This is a genomic window from Acidovorax sp. SDU_ACID1, assembly GCF_045291395.1.
Taxonomy (GTDB): Bacteria; Pseudomonadota; Gammaproteobacteria; order Burkholderiales; family Burkholderiaceae_C; genus MR-S7.
The window spans coordinates 5139589-5159604 of record NZ_CP152342.1 but is presented as its reverse complement, the minus strand read 5'-3'; the positions used below and the strand labels follow the sequence as shown (position 1 = coordinate 5159604).

The window sequence follows — 20016 nt, the reverse complement described above, 5'->3', positions numbered from 1 at the left end:
CTTTTCGGTGTTCGCGTGGGGCCTCGCAGGCCCTCAGCGGATGACTTTCTGGATGACCTCGATGAGCCGCGTGGGATCGAACGGCTTGACCAGCCAGCCCGTGGCTCCCGCGCTGCGGCCGGCCTGCTTCATCTGGTCGCTGGACTCGGTGGTGAGGATGAGAATGGGGATGGTCTTGAAGCGCGGGTGCTCGCGCAGCTTGCGCGTGAGGCCGATGCCGTCCAGGCGCGGCATGTTCTGGTCGGCCAGCACCAGGTGGATGTCATGGGTCTCCGCCTTCTCCAGCGCATCCTGGCCATCCACCGCCTCCACCACGTGGTAACCGGCACCCGTGAGCGTGAACGAGACCATTTTCCGCATGGAAGGAGAATCATCGACCGCAAGAATGGACTGCATGTAAAGCTCCAAGACTTGAATATAAAAATTGAACCAGTAGCGGGCCCGCGTTCCTCAGAACAGCTCCACCGACCCCGCATCCATCTCGCTCTGGGTGACGGGATTGGGCCGCTCGGGTGCCACGCCCTCCAGCGGCGCCGCGTCCTCGCCTTCCTCCACCCCCATGGCCTCCGCGCCCAGGCGGAAGGCACAGGCCTGCAGCACCTTGGTCGTATGGGTGATGAGCTGCGTGGCCATGTCGTGGAACTGCAGCTCCGTCACGGCGCTGCGCAGCGCCGTGCGCAGGGCCGCCAGTTCGCAGGAGCCGTCCACCACCGTGTCCGTCAGCGCATCGTTGGCCTCGCCGAAGCGTTCGATGAGGTTGTCCGTGGCATGGTTGAGCAAACCTTCCAGGCGGTGCAGGTCGTGCATGGCCATGAGCAGGGAGTCCTGCAACTCGGCCGCCACCATCACGGGCACCTGTACTGCAGGGCCGCTTGGCGTGTTGAGCGTAGATTGCATCGTTTCTCCATCGCTGCAGGCTGACACCGGCACGCAAGAAAAGCCATTGCGAGGCGGCGCGCGCCACCGATGGAGCGATGATGCCCGAACGCCGCGCCCGTTCGCACCACACGACCGACCGGAGGCCACCAGGCCCCACCCGATTTGTTCCAATATGTATCCTATGATACCTACTCCCGCCGACCTTGGCGCTCAGAATAGACCCGTGCGAGTGCTGCATCTCGAGGACTCGCCCGCGGACCATGAACTGGTGCGCCTGACGCTGCGCCGCGCGGGCGTGGCGTACGCGATGCGCCATGCCGACACGCTGGCGGGCCTGCAGGAGTGGCTGGAGCGCGAGCCCTTCGACCTGATCCTCGCCGACTACCGCCTGCCGGGCTTCACCGCGCTGGATGCCTGGCACCTGGTGCAGCAGCGGCCCGGCCACCCGCCCTTCGTGCTGCTGTCCGGCGCCATCGGCGAGGCGGCGGCGGTGGACGCCATGCGCGCGGGCTTCGCCGACTACCTGCTCAAGGACGACATGGCGCGCCTGCCGCACGTGCTGGCCCGCGCCATGGAGGTGGCCGAGGCCCGCCGCGCGCGCGAGCAGGCGGCCGCTGAGCTGGTCGAGTCCGAGCAGCGCCTGGCTGCGCTGGCCGAGCACCTGCAGACCTCCATCGAGGAGGAGCGCGCGGCCATCGCGCGCGAGATCCATGACGACATCGGCGGCGCGCTCGCAGCGGTGAAGTTCGACCTAGCCTGGATCGGCCGCCACGCGCAGGAAGAGGCCTTGAGCCGCCACACGGCCACCGCCACCGAGATGCTGCAGCACGCCATCGACGCGGCGCAGCGCCTCATGATGAACCTGCGCCCGCCGGTGCTCGACGAAGGCTTGGTGGCCGCCGTGCGCTGGCTGGCCGAAACCTTCGAGCGCCGCACCGGCGTGCGCGTGAGCGTGGCCAGCAGCGGCGACACGCTCCATGTGCCGCCCGCCGTGCAGCTCGTGGCCTACCGCACGGCGCAGGAGGCGCTGACCAACGTGGGCAAGTACGCCCAGGCGCGGCAGGTGCGCATCGACCTGTCGGACCACGAGGGCGTGCTGACGCTCGAAGTGCAGGACGACGGCCAGGGCATGGCGCCCGAGGCGCTGAAAAAGCCGCGCTCCTTCGGCCTCAAGGGCCTGCAGGAGCGCGCGCGCCGCGTGGGCGGGTGGATGGACGTGAGCAGCCGGCCGGGGCATGGCACGCTGGTGGTTGTGTCCATACCGTTAGGATCGGCCGATGATTGACGTAGTGCTCTGCGACGACCACGCCGTGCTGCGCCGCGGCATCCGCGACACGCTGACCGAGTCGCCCGACATCCGCGTGACCGGCGAGGCGGGCAGCTACCCAGAGCTGCGCGAGGTGCTGCGCGGCGCCGCCTGCGACGTGCTGCTGCTCGACCTGAACCTGCCCGGCCGCAGCGGCCTGGAGGCGCTGGAGAGCCTGCGCCAGACGCACCCCGACCTGAAGGTGCTCATCGTCTCCATGTACCCCGAGGACCAGTACGCGCTGCGCTGCCTGCGTGCGGGCGCCCACGGCTACGCGAACAAGGCGGGCGATCCGCTGCAGCTCATCGCCGCGGTGAAGACGGTGATGCAGGGCCGCAAATACCTCACGCCCGAGGTGGCGCAGCTGCTGGCCGACAGCCTGGCCCAGCCCGCGCAGGAGCTGCCGCACCAGCAGCTCTCCGAGCGCGAACTGCAGACGCTGGTGAAGATCGCCTCGGGCAAGCGCCTATCGGACATCGCCGAGGAGCTGATGCTCAGCCCCAAGACCGTGAGCGTGTACCGCGCGCGCGTGCTGGACAAGCTCAAGCTGGCGAACAACGCGGAGCTGACGGTGTACGCCATCCGCAACCAGCTGGTATGAAAATCATAGCTGGTCGCGCTTTCTCACAGCCAGTCTCCAATGGTTTTCATAGAGAAACCATTGGCCGGCAAGCGCAAGCAGCTCACTTTTCTGAAACGGTCAGCGTGGCGCGAACACGTCCATGGACTGCTGCAGCAGCGTCAGCATGGGCTGCTCCAGCATCGGCAGCGTGGCCGTGATCCCCAGCATGCCCACGGTGAGCGTGACCGGGAAGCCCACGGCGTAGATGTTCATCTGCGGCGCCACGCGCGAAATGATGCCCAGGGTGAGGTTCACGAAGGTCAGCAGCGCGATCATGGGCAGCGCGATCCACAGCGCGCTCGAAAACAGTCCCGCGCCCAGCGTGTAGATCTGCATCTGCCCCGCCGCCTGCAGGAAATGGCCGTCCGCCGGAAAAGCCTCGAAGCTCTTGACCACGGCCATCAGCACCATCAGGTGGCCGTTGATGACCACGAACAGCAACATGGCGATGTTGCCGAAGAAGCGCGCCACGGCGCTCACCTGCGCGTTGCGCACCGGGTCGAAGAACGAGGCGAAGTTCAGGCCCATCTGCAGGCCGATCACCTCGCCCGCCAGCTCCACCGCCACGAACACCAGCCGCACCGCGAAGCCGATGGCCAGCCCCACGCCCACCTGCTGCAGCACGGCGCCCGCGGCCTCGCGGCCGTTGAGGCTGATGACGGGCTGCTCGGGCAGCACCGCCTGCGCACACAGCGCCACCAGGAAGGCCAGGCCGATGCGCGTGCGCACCGGAATCGCGCGCATGGAGAACACCGGCGCCGACGTGAACATGGCCAGCACGCGCAGGAAGGGCCACAGCACCGGCGAGAGCCAGGCCATGATCTGCGCCTCGGTGAAGGTGATCATCCCACGACCGTGGGAATGGCCTCGATGGTGCGGCGCAGGTAGTCCACCAGCGTGGTCAGCATCCACGGCCCGGCAATGGCGAACACCACCACGGCCGCCACCAGCTTGGGCACGAAGGCCAGCGTGGCCTCATGGATCTGCGTGACGGCCTGGAAGATGCTGACCAGCAGGCCCACGGCCATCACCGTGCCCAGCACCGGCAGGGCGACCATGAGCAGCAGGGTCAGGGCGTCGCGGCCCATGGTGAGGACGAATTGCGCGGTCATGTCAGGTCCCGAAGCTCGCCGCGAGCGAGCCGATCAAGAGGTTCCACCCATCGGCCAGCACGAACAGCATGAGCTTGAACGGCAGCGCCACGAGCACCGGCGAGAGCATCATCATCCCGAGGGACATGAGCACGCTGGAGACCACCATGTCGATGATGAGGAACGGGATGAAGACCATGAAGCCGATCTGGAACGCGGTCTTGAGCTCGCTCGTCACGAAGGCGGGCACCAGCACGCGCAGCGGCGCGGTCTCGGCCGTCACCTCGGGCGCCAGCTTGCCCAGGCGGGCGAACAGCGCGAAGTCGGACTGGCGCGTCTGCTTGAGCATGAAGGAGCGCATGGGCGCCTCGGCCTTCTCCACGGCCTGCTCGAAGCTGAGCGCGTTGGTGGTGTAGGGCACATAGGCTTCCTGGTACACCTTGTCCAGCGTGGGCCCCATGACGAACAGCGTAAGGAACAGCGACAGGCCCACCACCACCTGGTTGGGCGGCGCCTGCTGCGTGCCGATGGCCTGGCGCAGCAGCGACAGCACGATCACGATGCGCGTGAAGCCCGTCATCATGAGCAGCACCGCCGGCAGGAACGACAGGGCCGTGAAGAACAGCAGCGTCTGGATGGGCACCGAATAGCTGGTGCCCCCCGGCCCCGCGCCCACCACCAGCGGCAGCGTGCCCGGCGCCTGGCCCTGCGCCAGCGCGCCGCCCGCGCACAGCAGGGCCGCCAGGCCCGCGCAGGCCGCAAGAAGCGCGCGCCGCTCAGCCACGGGGCGGCTCCACATGGGCCGCAGCCATTTCGGAGGCCATCTCCTGCGCGAAAGAGGCAGCGGGCAGCACGTGCAGGCAGTTGATCTGCTGCGCCGTCACGCCCAGCACCAGCACCGTGCGCTGGTGCGCAGGGCCGACCTCCACGGTCACCACGCGCTGCTGCGGCCCCACGGCCACGGCCGAGAGCACGCGCGACGCGCCGCCGGGCGCCGCCAGCAGCCCCGCCTGGCGCTGCTGCAGCCGGCGGATGAGCCACGGCAGCGCCGCCAGCGCGCCGATGAACAGCACGATGAGCAGCAGCGTCTGCGTCATGCCCAGCCCCATGCCGCCGCTAGCCCCGGCTGACACGGCGCAGGCGTTCCGAAGGCGTGACCACGTCTGTCAGGCGGATGCCGAACTTGTCGTTCACCACCACCACCTCGCCCTGGGCGATGAGGTAGCCGTTGACCAGCACGTCCATGGGCTCGCCGGCCAGCGCGTCCAGCTCCACCACGGAGCCCTGGGCGAGCTGCAGGATGTACTTGATCGGCACCTTGGTGCGGCCCAGCTCCACCGAGAGCTGCACCGGGATGTCGAGCACCATGTTGATGTCGTGCACCCCCGGGTCGTTGCCCGGGGCGGCGTAGGGCCGCACGGGCTCGCCCGACAGCGGGCCGCCCTGCTCGGCGTCGATGGTCTTGTCGTCGGCGCGCTTCTGTTCTTCCAGCGCCTCGGCCCAGCCGGCAAACGGATCGTCGGCCGCGCCGCCGCCTGCCGGATCGTCGTTGTTGGATTCAGTTGACATTCTTTTCTCCCAGCCAGCTGGCGTCGCTGTTGCGCAGGCATTCCTCGATGCGGATCGCGTACTTGGCGTTGTGCGTGCCGTACTGGCACTCGAAGACCGGCACGCCCCCGATGGAGGCGCGGATGCGCGGCTCGCGGTCCAGCTCGATGAAGTCGCCCGGCTTCATGGCCAGCAGTTGCTCCACGGTGGCGTCGGCACGGGCCAGTTCGGCCACCAGGGTCACCTCGGCTGCCTGGATCTCGCGCGTGAGCACGCGCACCCAGCGGCGGTCCACCTCGATCGCATCGCCCTGCACCGACGAATACAACACGTCGCGGATGGGCTCCAGCGTGGCGTAGGGCATGCAGATGTGGATGGCGCCCGCCAGGTCGCCGATCTCCAGCTGGAACGCGGTGGACACCACGATCTCGCTGGGCGTGGCGATGTTGGCGAACTGCGGCTGCATCTCCGAGCGCTGGTAGGACAGCTCCAGCGGGTAGATGCCCTGCCAGGCCTTCTTGTATTCCTCGCAGATCACGTCCACCAGGCGGTTGATCACGCGCTGCTCGGTGGCCGAGAAGTCGCGGCCTTCGATGCGCGTCTGGAACTTGCCCACGCCGCCGTACAGCGTGTCGATGATGCCGAACACCAGCGAGGGCTCGCACACCACCAGCCCGCTGCCGCGCAGCGGCCGGATGGCCACGATGTTGAAGTTGGTCGGCACCACCAGCTCGCGCAGGAAGGCGCTGTAGCGCTGCACCGACACCGTGCCCACGGAAATCTCGGGACTGCGGCGGATGAAGTTGAACAGGCCGATGCGGAAGTTGCGCGCGAACCGCTCGTTGACGATCTCCATCGTCGGCATGCGGCCGCGGACGATGCGCTCCTGGCTGGAGATGTCGTAGTCGCGGACGGCGCCGGCATCGATCTCCTCCTGGACGGTCTTCTGGCTCTCGCCGGTGACGCCTTCCAGCAGGGCGTCGACTTCTTCCTGGGAGAGAAAGGAATCACTCATGGCACGCTCCTGGCATGGTCACTGGATGATGAAGCTGGAGAACAGCACCTGGCGTACCGGGTTGTCGTCCACGCGCGGGCGGCGCGGCTCGTCGTCCTCGTCGTCCTCGTCATCGGGATTGCGGCTGGCAGGGCGCTTGCGCGGCTTGGGCACGGTGTAGCCCAGCGGGCGCGACACCTCGCGCCGCACGTCCAGCGCCAGCTTCTCCTTGCCTTCGCGGGTCAGCAGCTCGTCGGTCGTGCGCTGCGACAGCAGCAGCAGCACGCCGCTGCGGATGCTGGGCATGTAGGCCTTCACCTGCTCGGCGGTCTTGGCATCCGCCAGCTCCAGCGTGATGCCCACCTGGGCGAAGCGGTCGCCGCCAGGGTCGGCCAGGTTGACCACCATGTTCTCGATGGGCAGGAAGGTGGGGGGTGTCTTGGACGCGGCGGACTGGCTGGCGCGCGCAGGGCGCGTGCCCTCCTCCTCGTCCGCGTGGCGGCCCGCCAGCAGCATCCAGGCCGCGGCGCCTCCCACCACCACCAGCAAGGCGACGACCGCCAGGATGACGATCAGCTTCTTGCTCTTGGCCGGTGCAGCGGTGGTCTCAGACACTTTGGGGCTTTCTGGCGCAACGGAGGCGCAAAAGGATGGGGCAGCAGGCGGGCACCGCAGGCGCACCACCGGGCTGATGGCTGATTATTGGGCGCCCCGGCGGCCGATAATAGCCAGAATAAAACCCCAAAACCATGGCTTTCAGGCGCCTGCCGGGGCAGCGCCGCCCTGCCCCGCGGCGGCTTCAGACGAAGATGTCCACCGAACGTTCGCCCGTGGCGCCTCGGCGTGCGCCTTCGGCAGGAGCCGCGGCCTGCACCGTCGCCTGGCGCCCTCCGCGCTGGCCTTCGCGCTCGCTTCCCTCGCGCGCCTGGCCGCCGCCGGCACCGGCCGTGCCCACGGTCACTCCGGCCAGGTGCAGGCCCTCGCCCCGCAGCATTTCGCGCAGCTGGGCTGCGCCGCCGTCCAGGGCCTGGCGCGCGTCGGCATGGTCGCTGCGGAAGGTCACGTGGGCCTCATCGCCCGTCAGCGACACCTTGACCTCCACCGGGCGGCCATCGCGGTCCAACGTGAGCTCGGCGTTCTGGGTCTTCTGGTGCGCCCAGTAGGCCACCTGCTCTGCCGCCTGGTCGGCGAGCAGTTCCTCGGCCGCGGCCTGCGCGGCGTCGGTGAAAGCAGCGTCGGCCTCTGCCGGCTGCGGCGCCGATGTATCCGACGCCCCCAAGCCCGCCAGATTGTCCGCACCCTGCCCCTGGGACGCCGCCTGGCCGCTGCCGGACTGCGCCATCGCGCCGGCGGGAGCGACGGCGGCAGCGGCAGCGGCTGCGGCCTGCATCTCCGCCCCCATGGAGCCGGCGGAGGGCAGCAGCTGCGCACCGTCGCGCCGCTCCGCCATGGCTTGCGGCATGGCGATCGCGGAAGAGGCGGGAGCAGCATGGGCTGCCGCCTGCGGCGCAGCCATCTCCGCCATTGCCGCACCTGCGCGAGCCAGGAGCGTGCCCACGGCACCCAGGCCTGCCCGTCCGGCTTCCTGCGGTGACGAAATTCCGATGCGCGCCGCGCTGCCGCGGCCCGTCGCAGGCGTGCTGGCGGTAGGCAGCGTGCCGTTGACACCGGCTGTTTCAAGCGTTCCGTCGAGCATGGCCGTCTCTCCGACCAAGGTGTCCAGGCCCGGCTTGGCCAGGCTGGTCCAGCGTCCCTGCAGGCCTTCGCCCCATGGGGTTGACGCCCCTTGGCGTGCCACCGGGCCATTGGCGGGCTGGGCCAGCGCCGCCAAGCGCTCTGCAAGAACGGCTCCCGGCTGCTGGCTTGCCAGCCACGCGGCCGTCTCTGCCGCTTCCACCGTTCCCGCCGGATCAGGGGCTTCCCCCTGCGGGTCGGGCAGCGCGGTGAACACCTCTTCCGCCAACCCATCCTCCTCGGCTGGCGCCGCAACCAGCCCCTCGACCTCTCCCAAGGCCGCCAGCAGCAGCGCGAAGCCGGCGCCCTGCGCCGCCGCGTGCTGCGCGCCATCCTGGCCTGCTGCGGACTTGGCCCCGGCGCCGCGCGCTGCGCGCGCTTCATGGGTGCCGTGCTGGCCCGGGGAAGAAATGCGGTTCTGTTCCATGGTCATTGCTCCTGATGCGTTTCCCCCATGCCCGCACGGCCCATGCGGCCAAAGAGCAGGGAGGCACGCTCGTCGGTTTCCTTTTGTTCACGGCGCTGCTGCTGCAATTCCAGCGCGCGGCGGCGGTGCTCCAGCGCCTTGCGCAGGCTGGACAGGCGCAGTTCGGCCTCCAGCAGCGCCTGTGCGGCCTTCTCCACGCGCTGCTCCTGCCCGCCCACCACGCCGGTCTGCAGGCCGATGGCGTGCTCCAGGCGGCCCATGAAGTGGTAGTGGTGGAACATCACCTCGGGCTGCACGGCCGTGTCGGCGCGCATGCCCCAGCGCCCCTGCGTCTCGGCGGCATAGCCTTCGAGCTGGTCGAGCTGCGCCTGCGCGGCTTCGCGCGCACCGCGCACGTCCTGCAGGGTCTGGCGGGCCGCGTCGCGGCGGCGCTCGGCCATCTCGACCGCGACCAGGAAGGCGTTCAATGAGGCCATGGCGCCCTTGCCTCCGTCAGCCCGCAGGCTCCAGGGCCGCGTCCATGGCCTCGATGCTCGATTCCATCGGCGCGGCCTCGAACATGTCCTGCTGCAGGAAGGCCTCCATGCCGGGCTGCAGGCGGATCGCTTCGTCGAGCTGCGGGTCGGAGCCGCTCATGTAGGCGCCCACCTGGATCAGGTCGCGGCTCTTCTGGTAGCGCGAATAGAGCGCGCGGAAGCGCCGCGCCAGGTCGAAGTGCTCGCGCTGCACCACGTTGTGCATGACGCGCGAGGCCGACTGCTCGATATCGATGGCCGGGTAGTGCCCACTCTCGGCCAACGCTCGCGAGAGCACGATGTGCCCGTCCAGAATGGCGCGCGCCGCATCGGCGATCGGGTCCTGTTGGTCGTCGCCCTCGGACAGCACGGTGTAGAACGCGGTGATCGAGCCCACGCCGTTCAACCCGTTGCCGCTGCGCTCCACGAGCGCGGGCAGCTTGGCGAAGCAGCTCGGCGGGTAGCCCTTGGTGGCCGGCGGCTCGCCGATGGCCAGGGCGATCTCGCGCTGCGCCATGGCGTAGCGGGTGAGCGAGTCCATGAGCAGCAGCACGTGCCGCCCCTGGTCGCGGAAATGCTCGGCGATGGCCGTGGCGTAGGCCGCACCCTGCATGCGCAGGAGCGGCGGCGCGTCGGCCGGCGCGGCCACGACCACGGCGCGGCCGCGGTCGCTCTCGCCCAGGATGTCTTCCACGAACTCCTTGACCTCGCGGCCGCGCTCGCCGATGAGGCCGACCACGATCACGTCGGCCTGGGTGTAGCGCGCCATCATGCCCAGCAGCACGCTCTTGCCCACGCCGGAGCCCGCGAACAGTCCCAGGCGCTGGCCCCGGCCCACGGTGAGCAGCGCGTTGATGGCGCGCACGCCGGTGTCGAGCGGCTCGCGCACCGGGTCGCGCTCCATGGCGTTGATGGGACTGCGGTCCAGCGGTTCGGCGCTCACCTGCGCAAGCGGGCCGCCATGGTCCAGCGGCTGGCCCTGCGAATCCACCACGCGCCCCAGCAGGCCGTCGCCCACCGGCAGGCGCAGCACGCCCGCGCCCGATGCCGTGCCCGCGGCCGGCCCGCCGCCCAGGCGCAGCGGGGGCACATAGGCCTCCGCCGGCGTGACGCTGGCACCGCTGGACAGGCCATGGATGTCGCCCGCGGGCATCAGGAAGGCCTTGTCGCCCGCGAAGCCCACCACCTCGGCCAGCACCGGCTCCTGCCCGTCCATGCGCACCTGGCACTGCGAGCCCACGGGCACGCGCAAGCCGGCGGCCTCCAGCACCAGACCGGTCAGGCGGGTGAGCGTGCCGCGCGACTCCAGCGGCAGGTCCTGCGCCAGGCGCCCACGCGCCTCGGCAACGAAGCCACCCCAGGCGTCGCGCCCTTCAATCGCCATGGCCGCTCTCCGCCCAGGCCGACGCCAGTCCCAGCGCCGCGATGGCGCGGCGCCAGCGTTTGTCGAGCGAGCCGTCCACCACCGCACCGCCGGACTCCACGCTGCAGTCGCCGGGCTGCACGGTGGCGTCCGGCAGCCACTGGATGCGCGCCGCGCCGAACTCGCCGCGCAGCGGCTGCTCCAGGGCGGCCCAGTCGGCGGGGTTCAGCCGCACCGTGGCCGGCCGCCCCTCGCTCACCAGCATGTCGAGCGCCTCGCGCACCACGGGCAGCATGGCCCGGGGATTGCCCGTGATTTCCTGGCGCACCACCTGGCGCGCGATGTCGCATGCGAGTTGCAGCACTTCCTGGGCCAGGCCCTGCTGCAGGCCTGCGAGGCTGGCTTCCACGGCCTGGGCCAGGCCCGCCAGGCGTTCGGCGGTCTCGCGTCCCTGGCCGGACACGTAGTCGTCCATGCGCTGCTGCCACTGCAAATGGGCCTGCTCCTGCCCCTCGGCCAGGCCGCGCGCATAGCCTTCTTCGCGCGCCTGCTGCACCAGCGACTGGTGCTCGGCCTCGTCGACGCCCGGCGGTGCGGGCGGCACCTCGGACGGCCCCGCGTCGGGCTCGGCGATGGCGGCATGCAGCACCTCGGACCCATCGACGGAGCCGAACTGCCAGCGCGTGACGTCGCCGATCTCCTCACTCGGGATGAAGCGGGTGTAATGGCGCGCCGTCATGGCCGCGCCCCTTCATGTTCAGACGAACGCATCGTCGCCTCCCCCGGCCAATGCGATCTGGCCCTCGTCGGCCAGGCGGCGCACCGTCTTGAGGATTTCCTTCTGCTGCGCCTCGACCTCGGACAACCGGATCGGCCCGCGCGACTCCAGGTCCTCGCGCAGCGCCTCGGCGGCCCGGCTGGACATGTTGGAGAGGAATTTCTCGCGCAGCTCGGGCTGCGCGCCCTTGAGCGCCACCACCAGGGTTTCGGACGCCACCTCGCGCAGCACCGTCTGGATGGCACGGTCGTCGAGCTTCATCACGTCGTCGAACACGAACATCTTGTCCATGATCTTCTGGGCCAGGTCCACGTCGTAGCCGCGGATGCTCTCCAGCACCACCCCGTCCACGCCGGAGCCCAGCAGGTTGATGATGTCGGCCGCCGCCTTGACGCCGCCCAGCGAACTCTTGCGGATCTTGTCGCCGCCGGCCAGCACCTTGAAAAGCACCTCGTTCAGGTCCTTGAGCGCCGTGGGCTGGATGCCCTCCAGCGTGGCGATGCGCAGCAGCACTTCGCTGCGCTGGCGGTCGGTGAGCTGCATCAGGATGGCGGAGGACTGCTCCGGGTCCAGGTGCACCAGGATGGCAGCCACGATCTGCGGGTGCTCGTTGCGCAGCAGCTCGGCCACGGAGAGCGGGTCCATCCACTTGAGGCTCTCGATGCCCGACACGTCGCCGCCCTGCAGGATGCGGTCGATCAGCAGCGCAGCCTTGTCGTCGCCCAGGGCGCGCTTGAGCACCGCGCGCACGTAGTTGCTGGTGTCGGACACCAGCAGGCTCTGCGCCGCCGCGTCGTTGGTGAAGCGGTTGATGACTTCGTCCACCTTGTCCTTGGAAATGGTGCGCATGCGCGCGATGGTCTCGCCGAGCTTCTGCACCTCCTTGGGGGACAGGTGCTTGAAGACCTCGGCCGCTTCCTCCTCGCCGAGGGACATCAGCAAAATGGCGGCGTCGTTCAGGCCCTGCTCATCCATACCAGACTCGTTCTCGGTTGCGGGCCGGCATCAATCGCCGTTGACCCAGGTTTTGAGAATGTTGGCCACGGCCACGGGGTTTTCCTTGGCCAGCACGCGCGCCTCGTCCAGGCGCTGCTGCTCGACCGTGGGCGGCAGCTCCTGCACCTGCGCCGGGGCGGGCAGCGCGGGGCGCTGCAGTTCCTCGGACTCGATAGCGTTCACCTGGCCGCCCGGCTGCTGCGCCGTCGCGGCGGGGGCACGCGACTTCAGCGCCGGCCGCACCAGGCCCAGCAGCAGCAGCGCCACCGCCAGCGAGATGCCCACGGGCCAGCCCAGGGTCTTGGCCAGCTCGACCACCTCGGGCTGCTTCCACAGCGGCAGGTCGGCCTGCACCACTTCTTCCACCAGGAACGGCGCGTTCATCAGGTTCACCGAGTCGCCGCGCTCCTTGCTGAAGCCGATGGTCTCGCGCACCAGGGCCGTCATCTGCTCGACCTGCTCGGGCGTGAGCGCCTTGTTCACCGTCGGCTTGCCCGGCCCCTCGCTCGCGGGCTGGTAGTTGACCACCACGGCCGCGCTCACGCGCCGGATGGCACCGCTGCCGCCGCGCGTGACGCGCGTGGTCTTGTCCACCTCGTAGTTGGTGATGGACTCGCGCTTGCCCAAGGGCTGCCCCTGCGCACCCTGTTGCTGCTGGCCGTTCACGGCGGTAGGCGGGGGTTGGCGCCGTTGATGGGCGCGGTGGAATTCTGCGGTGGCTGGTTGCTCACGGCGCCAGGCACGCCGGCGGGCGGCTGCGCGCCCTGCACGCCCGTGCTCTCCACGATCTGCTGGCTGCGCACGGCGCTGGAGTCAGGCGTCAGGTTGGGACGGTGCTGCTCCACGGTGGATTCGGTCTGGCTGAAGTCCACCTCGGCCGTGACCTGCGCCTTGACGTTGTTCTTGCCCACCACGGGCTCCAGGATGTCCAGGATGCGGCGCGTGTACTGCTGCTCGATCTGCTGCACGTAGGCGAGCTGCTGCGCGTCCGCGCTGGCGCCGGCGGCGCCGTCGGGCGACTGCGACAGCAGCTTGCCCGTGTCGTCGAGCACGCTCACTGCCGAGGGTGCGAGCTCGGGCACGCTGGAGGCCACGAGGTGCACGATGCCGGCGAGCTGCGTGCGGTCCAGAAAGCGCCCCGGATACAAGCTCACCAGCACCGAGGCCGAAGGCTTCTGCTGTTCCCGGAAGAAACCGTTCTGGTTGGGCAGTGCCAAATGCACGCGCGCGCTCTGCACCGAGGCCAGCGCCTGGATGGAGCGGGTCAACTCCCCCTCCAGTCCGCGCTGGAAGTTGAGCCGCTCCTGGAACTGCGTCATGCCGAAGCGGTTGGCTTCCATCAGTTCGAAGCCCGTCACCGAACCCTTGGGCAGGCCCTGCGTGGCCAGGCGCAGGCGCACGTCGTGCACGCGCTCGGACGGCACCAGGATGGCGCCGCCCCCCTCGGCGTACTTGTAGGGCACGTTCATCTGCGACAGCTGGGCCACGATGGCCCCGCCATCCTTGTCGTTCAGGTTGGCGAACAGCACCCGGTAGTCGGGCTGGCGGCTGAAGAAAATCGCTGCCACCACGCCGGCCACGAGCAGCGCCGCTGCGGCGCCCAGGCGCAGGCGCGCGGACCGGTCGAGGGACGCGAACCGCTGCGGCCAGGACGGCGCGGCAGCGGCAGGCGGAGCGACGGGAAGTTCGGCAACGGCGGAGGACATCGTGTTTTCCATGCAAGGCGGACGCCGGGCAGGATGGCGGCGGTGCGGCGATTATTGAATAGCCCCCCTCCCCCGTTCACCGGATAAGGCGCGCCTTTGTCCATCATTTCCCCCGGCCGCGCCGCGGCCCGCCCGCCTACGATCGCACCATTCCTGAACCCTTGCCACACCACCGCCATGGATCTGCGCATCGCAAGCACCAACCTCCCCCTGACGGGCACGCAGGTGGCGCGCCGCGCCACCGCGCCGCAGGAAGGAGGCACGCAGGACGTCGGCTTCTCCCACGCCTTCAAGAGCGCCCTGCAGTCCGTGAGCGCCGCCCAGGACCGTTCCAGCGACCTGCAGCGCGAGGTGCAGCTGGAAAACCCCAACGTGAGCATCGAGGAAACCATGGTCGCCATGCAGAAGGCGCAGATCGGCTTCCAGGCCACGCTGCACGTGCGCAACCGCATGGTGCAGGCCTATACCGACATCATGAACATGCAGGTCTGATGCTACTTTATTGATAGCTGCCAGCGCTTGCCACATAAGCGCCAGAGCCATTTTTCATCTATAAAATAAAAGCCGGCCACCTCGCGGTGCCGGCTTTTTTCACAGGCATACGCCCGGGCGCCCTCAGTGCATCACCTGCGGTTGCCCGTCGAACATGTGCTCGAACTGCGCCATCCACGGCTCGGCCAGGATGCGGATCTGCGCGTCGTTGCGCAGGATGCGCTGCATGATGCGCGCCTTTTCCTTGCGGTGCTCGGGCAACAGTTCCTGTTGCTGCGAGGTATAGCGCAGCTGCTCGATCAGCACTGCGCAGGCCCCCTCGTAGCGCACCACCCCGTCCCAGTCGCGCAGTTTGGCGGCCTCCAGCATCTTGGCGCTGCTTTCCTCGATGGCCTTGTAGAAGTCGATCAGCATCCCGGGGTCTGCCTTCCTGGTGGTCATTTCCATATCTGTGCGGTCAGGCACGCGCCTGCCCCCCGATTTCGTTCCAGCCATCCATGACCGGCTGGAGCACCCGCAGCACTTCCTCGACGATGGCGGCGTCGCCCTGGGCGTTGGCCTGGGTCAGGCGCAGCAGGCAGTAGGAATAGAGCCGGTGCAGGTTGGCGGCCAGCTCGCCGCCGGCGCGCATGTCCAGCCCGGCCAGCAGCCCCTCGTCGAGCAGACGCATGGACTTGTCGATCAGGCGCACCTTGGTGTTCACGTCGCCCCGCTCGATCGCACCCTTGGCGCCGACCAGGCAGGAGCGCAATTCGGCATACAGAAGACCGATCAGGCCATGCGGCGATGCGCTCAAGACCTGGGAATTCAAGTCCACCTGCCGGTAAGCGGCGGCGGAGGCCCTGGCGCCGGGGGGTGTACATGCGAGATCCTTCCATTGTCTTGTCCGTGTTCTGTCTCTTATCGGCCATCTCGCTTCCAAATTAAGCCCCGCAAAGCAAAAAAGTGAGCAAGGCATGCCCGGGCATCGAAGGCATCCCCAATGATGGCCTATCCGGGCCGCTTCCAAGGGGACGATAAGCCCGCCAAAACGCCGACAAGTCCACGCTTTGGAGCGGGACTAAAGTTTTTCCTGTAACACCCGATAACAGGAACAACGAGCTCAACGGCTCGTCGCCAGAGGCGCAGAGAAGCACCCCTGGCACCGGGCAAACCCCTGATCCACTGCCAAGGAGCTTTTTATGTCGATGATCATCAACTCCAACATCGCTTCGCTGAATGCCCAGCGCAACACCATCCAGTCGTCCAACAGCCTGAGCACGACGATGCAGCGCCTGTCCTCGGGCCTGCGCATCAACAGCGCCAAGGACGACGCCGCCGGCCTGGCCATCGCCGACCGCATGAACACCCAGATCCGCGGCATGAACGTCGCCATCCGCAACGCGGGCGACGCCATCTCCATGGCGCAGGTGGCAGAAGGCGGCCTCTCGGCCATGAACGACATGCTGCAGCGCATGCGCGACATCGCCGTGCAGGCCTCGAACGCGCCGAACTCCACCGGCTCCGGCGCCGTCTCCGGCGGCGACATCCAGAAGCTGAGCAACGAATACGAGCAGCTGGGCAAGGAACTCAACCGCATGCTGAGCGCCACCCAGTTCAACGGCGAGCAGATCCTGCAAACCACCGGCAACTACACCTTCCAGGTGGGTGCCAATGCCGGTGCCGAGAACCAGATCACCATCAACAGCGGAGACATCAGCCTGAACGGCGACACCGCCTTCAGCGGCGTGACGCAGGGCACCAATTCCGCCCTGGTGACCAGCGCGGCCAGCGGCAACATCGCAGTGATCTCGGCGCTGGACAATGCCCTGTCCGCCGTGAACGGCCGCCGCGCCACGCTGGGCGCGCTGCAAAGCCGCTTCGAGAACACCGTGAGCTACCTGCGCACGGCGGTGGAAAACCAGTCGCAAGCCCGCAGCCGCATCATGGACGCCGACTTCGCCGCCGAAACGGCCAACCTGAGCCGCACGCAGATCCTGCAGCAGGCCGGCACCGCCATGATCGCCCAGGCCAACCAGTTGCCCCAAGGCGTGCTGTCGCTGCTGCGCTGACCGCCGCCCTCCGGGCCGCGCAGTCCGAAGAAGCCGGGGGGCCAGCAGGCCCTTCGGTTTTTTCCGCTTTTCGGGCTTTTGGCCTTCTTCAACGTGTGGCATAACGGCAAAATCACATCCAACCACCGGCAAAGGACCAGGACATGGCAGGCTTTTCATCCCTCGGCATCGGCAGCGGTCTGAATGTCGACAGCATCATCACGCAGACGATGAAGCTGGAGCGCCGCCCCCTGGACCTGCTCCAGGCCAAGATCAACGGCACCAGCACCCAGATTTCCTCCTACGGGCAGATCAAGTCGGCCATGTCGGCGCTGTACGACGCGGCCAAGGGCCTGACCGATCTCGACACCTGGCGCGGCAAGCAGTTCACCACCGGCGACAAGAGCTTCGTCACCGGCTCGGCCACGAGCGCGGCCACGGCGGCCGGCTTCTCGCTGGAGGTCAACAGGCTTGCCAAGGCGCAATCGCTGGCGTCGGGCAGTTTCGCCAGCGGCAGCGCGATGGGCGCCGATGGGCAGATCACCCTGCAAAAAGGCCGCTGGGACGCGGCGGGCACCAGCTTCGCAGCAGACAGCAGCGGCGCGGTGAACATCGCCATCTCCGCCACCGACACGCTGGGTGACGTGGCGGCCAAGATCACCCAGTCGGGCGCGGGCATCACCGCCGTGGTGGTCAAGGACGGGCAGGGCGAGCGGCTGCTGGTGCGCAGCACCGAGACGGGTGAGGAGAACGGTTTCTCCATGTCGGCATCGGGCGGCGGCGCGCTGTCCAGCCTGGACGGGCAGGCCATGGAGCGCACCGCAGCCGTCGATGCCGAATTCGTCATCAACGGCATGACCGTCACCTCTGCCTCCAACACGGTCAAGGACGTGGTGCCGGGCGTGACGCTGAACCTGCTGAAGCCCACCACATCCCCCGTCGAGATTTCGGTCGGCTCCGACAAGGACGCCATCAAGGGCAAGCTCAAGTCCTTCCAGGAAGCCTTCAACAAGCTCAATTCGCTGCTGCGCAACCTGACGGCCTACGACACGGACAGCAAGACCAGCCAGCCCCTGCAGGGCGACAGCACCGTGCGCAGCCTGCAAAACGCGATGAGCAGCCTGATGCAGCAATCCGGGCTCGATGGCGCGACCCTCGCCTCGCTGGGCCTGGAGATGAAGCTCGACAGCAGCTTCAAGAACCCCACGCTGTCGCTGAACGACTCCAAGCTCGATGCCGCCTTGAACGACCTGCCCAAGCTGGAGCGGGTGCTCACCGGCGACGGCGCCACCGACGGCCTGATCACGCGCATCCGCGATTTCGCCTTCGCCGCCAACGGCGTCAACGGCGACATCACCACCCGCACCAAGGGGCTGGAAGCGCTGAAGAAGAGCAACGAGAGCGCGGTGGAGGCCATGGAGCTGCGCCTGACGCAGCGCGAGCAGAACCTGCTCAAGCAGTACCAGGCGCTGGACGCCAAGATGTCCAGCATGAGCTCGCTCAGCTCCTTCCTGAGCGCCCAGGTCGGCCAGTGGAACAAGTGATGCCGCAGCCGAACTAGCCCCAAAAAGCCCCGTTCATCGGGGCTTTTGTTTTTTGGGCCCCCTTCAGAATTTGCTCCAACACCCGGCAGACATGGTGCATGGCACTGCAGCCGCACAGCGCATGCGCCCGAGTGGAAAAAACCTCTTTCGCATCTGAAGGAATCCGCCCATGTCCATGATCATCAACACCAACATCCCGTCGCTGAACGCCCAGCGCAACACCGTCGCCAACTCCAACAGCCTGAGCACGACGATGCAGCGCCTGTCCTCGGGCCTGCGCATCAACAGCGCCAAGGACGACGCCGCCGGCCTGGCCATCGCCGACCGCATGAACACCCAGATCCGCGGCATGAACGTCGCCATCCGCAACGCGGGCGACGCCATTTCCATGGCACAGGTGGCCGAAGGCGGCCTCTCGGCCATGAACGACATGCTGCAGCGCATGCGCGAGCTGGCGATCCAGGCGTCGAACGCGCCGAACTCCACCGGCTCCGGCGCCGTCTCCGGCGGCGACATCCAGAAGCTGAGCAACGAATACGAGCAGTTGGGCAAGGAACTCAACCGCATGCTGAGCGCCACCCAGTTCAACGGCGAGTCCATCCTGCGCACCACGACCGACTACACCTTCCAGGTGGGCGCCAACGCCGGCGCCGAGAACCAGATCACCATCGGCAGCGCGGACATCAGCCTGGACGGCGACGCCGCCTTCAGCGGCGTGGCGGCGGGCGGCGCCAACTCCGGCCTGGTGACCAGCGCGGCCAGCGGCAACATCGCCCTCATCTCGGCGCTGGACGGCGCCCTGTCCGCCGTGAACGGCCGCCGCGCCACGCTGGGCGCGCTGCAAAGCCGTTTCGAGAACACCATCTCGTACCTGCGCACGGCGGTGGAGAACCAGTCGCAGGCCCGCAGCCGCATCATGGATGCCGACTTCGCTCAGGAGACGGCCAACCTGAGCCGCACGCAGATCCTGCAGCAGGCCGGCACCGCCATGATCGCCCAGGCCAACCAGTTGCCCCAGAATGTGCTGAGACTGCTCCAGAGTTGATACAAGCCAAAATGGCATCCAGCGCTTGATGGATAAGCGCAAGGGGCTATCAAACCAGGAGCAATACCACTCACCGACCCGTGTTCCGCCAGGGCACGCCCCACGCCATGCATCCACCCGCATCCGCCCTGCCCTCGCCCTATTACATCCACGCGCCGCACCTGCTCACCGACGGCGCCCCGCATGCGGCACAGTTGCACATGCTGTGCCACCAGCTCAACCGGGCGGGTTACCCGGCGTATCTGGTGGATACGGTGGCGATGCATGGCGGGTGGTGGACGCCGCTGCTCACGCCCCCGGCGATGGCCTCGCACTACCTCGCGGGGCTGACGCCGATCAGCATCCAGATGCAGGCGGGCGAACGCTCGCTGCCCGGTCTGCAGGTGCGCTTCACGCCCACCATCCAGCAGCCGGATGCGCCGGACCTGCTCGCCCGGCTGGACTTCACCCTGCCCACGGGCGAGGCGCAGACCCTGGGCGCCGCGCTGCCGTGGTTCGACCCGGCGCTGCTGACGCTGCCATGGCAGGGCCCGCGCCCCATCGCCGCGCTGGTGTATTCGGGCCACTTCCCGAGCCGCCACTACCGGCTGCGGCCGGAACACGTGGCGCTGCAGGACATCTCCCCCTTCGCCGAGCAGCCCGTGGGCACGCACGAGCGCTGGCACCTGCTGAGCCAGGCGCAGGTGGTCTACGCCTACGCGGGCGGCAGCGTCGCCACCGAAGCGCGGCTGCTGGGCTGCCAGGTGGTCTACGTGGCCAACGACCACCAGTTGCAAACCCCGCCCCAGCACCCGATGGACACCTGGGGCACGCACCTGAACACCCTGGGCGCGCCGCTGGATGCGCGCCCCTACGGCACGCAGGCGTTCCGCGATGCGCTGGACGCGCTGACGCCGCAGGCCCCCCGCTGCTGGCCCGCCTGATCGAGACCACGCAGGCCGCCGCC

General features: G+C 68.5%; 23 protein-coding genes and 1 pseudogene. 7 read left to right on the top strand and 17 right to left on the bottom strand.

Annotated elements, in window-relative coordinates:
• Window positions 1-33: 33 nt before the first annotated feature.
• Window positions 34-396: a response regulator gene (locus tag AAG689_RS25035; RefSeq protein ID WP_406624254.1), complete on the bottom strand. Its 363-nt coding sequence runs from the start codon at window positions 394-396 to the stop codon at window positions 34-36.
• Between the two features lie 54 nt (window positions 397-450).
• Window positions 451-897, bottom strand: coding sequence for a hypothetical protein (locus AAG689_RS25030; RefSeq protein WP_406624253.1), 447 nt, complete (start codon window positions 895-897; stop codon window positions 451-453).
• Between the two features lie 163 nt (window positions 898-1060).
• Here AAG689_RS25030 and AAG689_RS25025 point away from each other — a divergent pair, with 163 nt between their 5' ends.
• Both AAG689_RS25025 and AAG689_RS25020 read left to right on the top strand, forming a co-directional pair.
• The gene (locus AAG689_RS25025; protein WP_406624252.1) at window positions 1061-2164 is read left to right on the top strand and encodes an ATP-binding protein; all 1104 of its coding nucleotides are present in this window, start codon (window positions 1061-1063) and stop codon (window positions 2162-2164) included.
• Complete coding sequence (locus AAG689_RS25020; protein ID WP_406624251.1) at window positions 2157-2786, top strand: response regulator; 630 nt, start codon at window positions 2157-2159, stop codon at window positions 2784-2786. The genes AAG689_RS25025 and AAG689_RS25020 overlap by 8 nt, the downstream gene beginning before the upstream one ends.
• A gap of 99 nt (window positions 2787-2885) precedes the next feature.
• On the opposite strand, the gene fliR is transcribed toward AAG689_RS25020, so the two are convergent.
• The 13 genes and pseudogenes from fliR to fliF form a co-directional block, all read right to left on the bottom strand.
• Window positions 2886-3653, bottom strand: coding sequence for a flagellar biosynthetic protein FliR (gene fliR / locus AAG689_RS25015; protein WP_406624250.1), 768 nt, complete (start codon window positions 3651-3653; stop codon window positions 2886-2888).
• Entirely contained in the window at window positions 3650-3919 is a 270-nt protein-coding gene (gene fliQ / locus AAG689_RS25010; protein WP_020230945.1) for a flagellar biosynthesis protein FliQ, read from the bottom strand. Before fliQ ends, fliR begins: the two co-directional genes overlap by 4 nt.
• Window position 3920: 1 nt before the next feature.
• A complete protein-coding gene (fliP, locus tag AAG689_RS25005; protein ID WP_406624249.1) occupies window positions 3921-4697 on the bottom strand; it encodes a flagellar type III secretion system pore protein FliP in 777 nt (258 codons plus the stop codon).
• Window positions 4675-4995: a FliO/MopB family protein gene (locus tag AAG689_RS25000; protein WP_406626405.1), complete on the bottom strand. Its 321-nt coding sequence runs from the start codon at window positions 4993-4995 to the stop codon at window positions 4675-4677. Before AAG689_RS25000 ends, fliP begins: the two co-directional genes overlap by 23 nt.
• A gap of 19 nt (window positions 4996-5014) precedes the next feature.
• Entirely contained in the window at window positions 5015-5467 is a 453-nt protein-coding gene (gene fliN / locus AAG689_RS24995; RefSeq protein WP_020230942.1) for a flagellar motor switch protein FliN, read from the bottom strand.
• Window positions 5457-6461, bottom strand: coding sequence for a flagellar motor switch protein FliM (gene fliM / locus AAG689_RS24990; RefSeq protein ID WP_406624248.1), 1005 nt, complete (start codon window positions 6459-6461; stop codon window positions 5457-5459). Before fliM ends, fliN begins: the two co-directional genes overlap by 11 nt.
• A gap of 18 nt (window positions 6462-6479) precedes the next feature.
• Window positions 6480-7055, bottom strand: a complete 576-nt coding sequence (gene fliL, locus AAG689_RS24985) for a flagellar basal body-associated protein FliL (RefSeq protein ID WP_020230940.1) — start codon at window positions 7053-7055, stop codon at window positions 6480-6482.
• 184 nt (window positions 7056-7239) lie between these two features.
• On the bottom strand, window positions 7240-8601 hold the full coding sequence (locus AAG689_RS24980) for a flagellar hook-length control protein FliK (protein WP_406624247.1): 1362 nt from the start codon (window positions 8599-8601) through the stop codon (window positions 7240-7242).
• Between the two features lie 2 nt (window positions 8602-8603).
• Entirely contained in the window at window positions 8604-9077 is a 474-nt protein-coding gene (gene fliJ / locus AAG689_RS24975; RefSeq protein WP_020230938.1) for a flagellar export protein FliJ, read from the bottom strand.
• 16 nt (window positions 9078-9093) lie between these two features.
• On the bottom strand, window positions 9094-10500 hold the full coding sequence (fliI, locus tag AAG689_RS24970; protein WP_406624246.1) for a flagellar protein export ATPase FliI: 1407 nt from the start codon (window positions 10498-10500) through the stop codon (window positions 9094-9096).
• Complete coding sequence (locus AAG689_RS24965; protein ID WP_406624245.1) at window positions 10490-11218, bottom strand: FliH/SctL family protein; 729 nt, start codon at window positions 11216-11218, stop codon at window positions 10490-10492. The genes fliI and AAG689_RS24965 overlap by 11 nt, the downstream gene beginning before the upstream one ends.
• 18 nt (window positions 11219-11236) lie before the next feature.
• Window positions 11237-12232: a flagellar motor switch protein FliG gene (fliG, locus tag AAG689_RS24960; RefSeq protein WP_406624244.1), complete on the bottom strand. Its 996-nt coding sequence runs from the start codon at window positions 12230-12232 to the stop codon at window positions 11237-11239.
• A 30-nt stretch (window positions 12233-12262) separates the two neighbouring features.
• Window positions 12263-13959 (bottom strand): annotated as a pseudogene (gene fliF, locus AAG689_RS24955) (flagellar basal-body MS-ring/collar protein FliF).
• Window positions 13960-14136: 177 nt separating this feature from the next.
• On the opposite strand from fliF, the gene fliE reads away from it, so the two are divergent.
• Window positions 14137-14451 (top strand): flagellar hook-basal body complex protein FliE, encoded by a 315-nt coding sequence (gene fliE / locus AAG689_RS24950; protein WP_406624243.1) that lies wholly within the window; start codon window positions 14137-14139, stop codon window positions 14449-14451.
• A 123-nt stretch (window positions 14452-14574) separates the two neighbouring features.
• On the opposite strand, the gene AAG689_RS24945 is transcribed toward fliE, so the two are convergent.
• Together AAG689_RS24945 and fliS are read right to left on the bottom strand one after the other, a co-directional pair.
• Window positions 14575-14892: a flagellar protein FliT gene (locus tag AAG689_RS24945; RefSeq protein ID WP_406624242.1), complete on the bottom strand. Its 318-nt coding sequence runs from the start codon at window positions 14890-14892 to the stop codon at window positions 14575-14577.
• Between the two features lie 16 nt (window positions 14893-14908).
• Window positions 14909-15355: a flagellar export chaperone FliS gene (gene fliS / locus AAG689_RS24940; RefSeq protein ID WP_406626404.1), complete on the bottom strand. Its 447-nt coding sequence runs from the start codon at window positions 15353-15355 to the stop codon at window positions 14909-14911.
• A 277-nt stretch (window positions 15356-15632) separates the two neighbouring features.
• Between fliS and AAG689_RS24935 the strand changes: the two genes are divergently transcribed.
• The 4 genes from AAG689_RS24935 to AAG689_RS24920 all read left to right on the top strand — a co-directional run bounded on the left by AAG689_RS24935 (window position 15633) and on the right by AAG689_RS24920 (window position 19993).
• Window positions 15633-16502 carry a flagellin gene (locus tag AAG689_RS24935; protein ID WP_406624241.1) on the top strand — a complete coding sequence of 290 codons (870 nt, stop codon included), beginning with the start codon at window positions 15633-15635 and terminating at the stop codon, window positions 16500-16502.
• Between the two features lie 143 nt (window positions 16503-16645).
• Window positions 16646-18025, top strand: coding sequence for a flagellar filament capping protein FliD (gene fliD, locus AAG689_RS24930; RefSeq protein ID WP_406624240.1), 1380 nt, complete (start codon window positions 16646-16648; stop codon window positions 18023-18025).
• A 169-nt stretch (window positions 18026-18194) separates the two neighbouring features.
• Window positions 18195-19070 (top strand): flagellin, encoded by an 876-nt coding sequence (locus AAG689_RS24925; RefSeq protein WP_406624239.1) that lies wholly within the window; start codon window positions 18195-18197, stop codon window positions 19068-19070.
• Window positions 19071-19177: 107 nt separating this feature from the next.
• A complete protein-coding gene (locus AAG689_RS24920) occupies window positions 19178-19993 on the top strand; it encodes a hypothetical protein (RefSeq protein ID WP_406624238.1) in 816 nt (271 codons plus the stop codon).
• Window positions 19994-20016 lie beyond the last annotated feature (23 nt).

Bases quoted from the DNA above. Each gene is read 5' to 3' on its own strand.
- fliM (WP_406624248.1), bottom strand. From the start codon at position 6,461: ATGAGTGATTCCTTTCTCTCCCAGGAAGAAGTCGACGCCCTGCTGGAA.
- AAG689_RS24920 (WP_406624238.1), top strand. From the start codon at position 19,178: ATGCATCCACCCGCATCCGCCCTGCCCTCGCCCTATTACATCCACGCG.
- fliI (WP_406624246.1), bottom strand. From the start codon at position 10,500: ATGGCGATTGAAGGGCGCGACGCCTGGGGTGGCTTCGTTGCCGAGGCG.
- AAG689_RS25020 (WP_406624251.1), top strand. From the start codon at position 2,157: ATGATTGACGTAGTGCTCTGCGACGACCACGCCGTGCTGCGCCGCGGC.
- fliD (WP_406624240.1), top strand. From the start codon at position 16,646: ATGGCAGGCTTTTCATCCCTCGGCATCGGCAGCGGTCTGAATGTCGAC.
- AAG689_RS25030 (WP_406624253.1), bottom strand. From the start codon at position 897: ATGCAATCTACGCTCAACACGCCAAGCGGCCCTGCAGTACAGGTGCCC.
- AAG689_RS24980 (WP_406624247.1), bottom strand. From the start codon at position 8,601: ATGGAACAGAACCGCATTTCTTCCCCGGGCCAGCACGGCACCCATGAA.
- fliE (WP_406624243.1), top strand. From the start codon at position 14,137: ATGGATCTGCGCATCGCAAGCACCAACCTCCCCCTGACGGGCACGCAG.
- AAG689_RS24935 (WP_406624241.1), top strand. From the start codon at position 15,633: ATGTCGATGATCATCAACTCCAACATCGCTTCGCTGAATGCCCAGCGC.
- AAG689_RS24945 (WP_406624242.1), bottom strand. From the start codon at position 14,892: ATGACCACCAGGAAGGCAGACCCCGGGATGCTGATCGACTTCTACAAG.
- fliJ (WP_020230938.1), bottom strand. From the start codon at position 9,077: ATGGCCTCATTGAACGCCTTCCTGGTCGCGGTCGAGATGGCCGAGCGC.
- AAG689_RS25035 (WP_406624254.1), bottom strand. From the start codon at position 396: ATGCAGTCCATTCTTGCGGTCGATGATTCTCCTTCCATGCGGAAAATG.
- fliN (WP_020230942.1), bottom strand. From the start codon at position 5,467: ATGTCAACTGAATCCAACAACGACGATCCGGCAGGCGGCGGCGCGGCC.
- AAG689_RS25000 (WP_406626405.1), bottom strand. From the start codon at position 4,995: ATGACGCAGACGCTGCTGCTCATCGTGCTGTTCATCGGCGCGCTGGCG.
- fliG (WP_406624244.1), bottom strand. From the start codon at position 12,232: ATGGATGAGCAGGGCCTGAACGACGCCGCCATTTTGCTGATGTCCCTC.
- AAG689_RS24925 (WP_406624239.1), top strand. From the start codon at position 18,195: ATGTCCATGATCATCAACACCAACATCCCGTCGCTGAACGCCCAGCGC.
- fliP (WP_406624249.1), bottom strand. From the start codon at position 4,697: ATGTGGAGCCGCCCCGTGGCTGAGCGGCGCGCGCTTCTTGCGGCCTGC.
- fliR (WP_406624250.1), bottom strand. From the start codon at position 3,653: ATGATCACCTTCACCGAGGCGCAGATCATGGCCTGGCTCTCGCCGGTG.
- fliQ (WP_020230945.1), bottom strand. From the start codon at position 3,919: ATGACCGCGCAATTCGTCCTCACCATGGGCCGCGACGCCCTGACCCTG.
- AAG689_RS24965 (WP_406624245.1), bottom strand. From the start codon at position 11,218: ATGACGGCGCGCCATTACACCCGCTTCATCCCGAGTGAGGAGATCGGC.
- AAG689_RS25025 (WP_406624252.1), top strand. From the start codon at position 1,061: ATGATACCTACTCCCGCCGACCTTGGCGCTCAGAATAGACCCGTGCGA.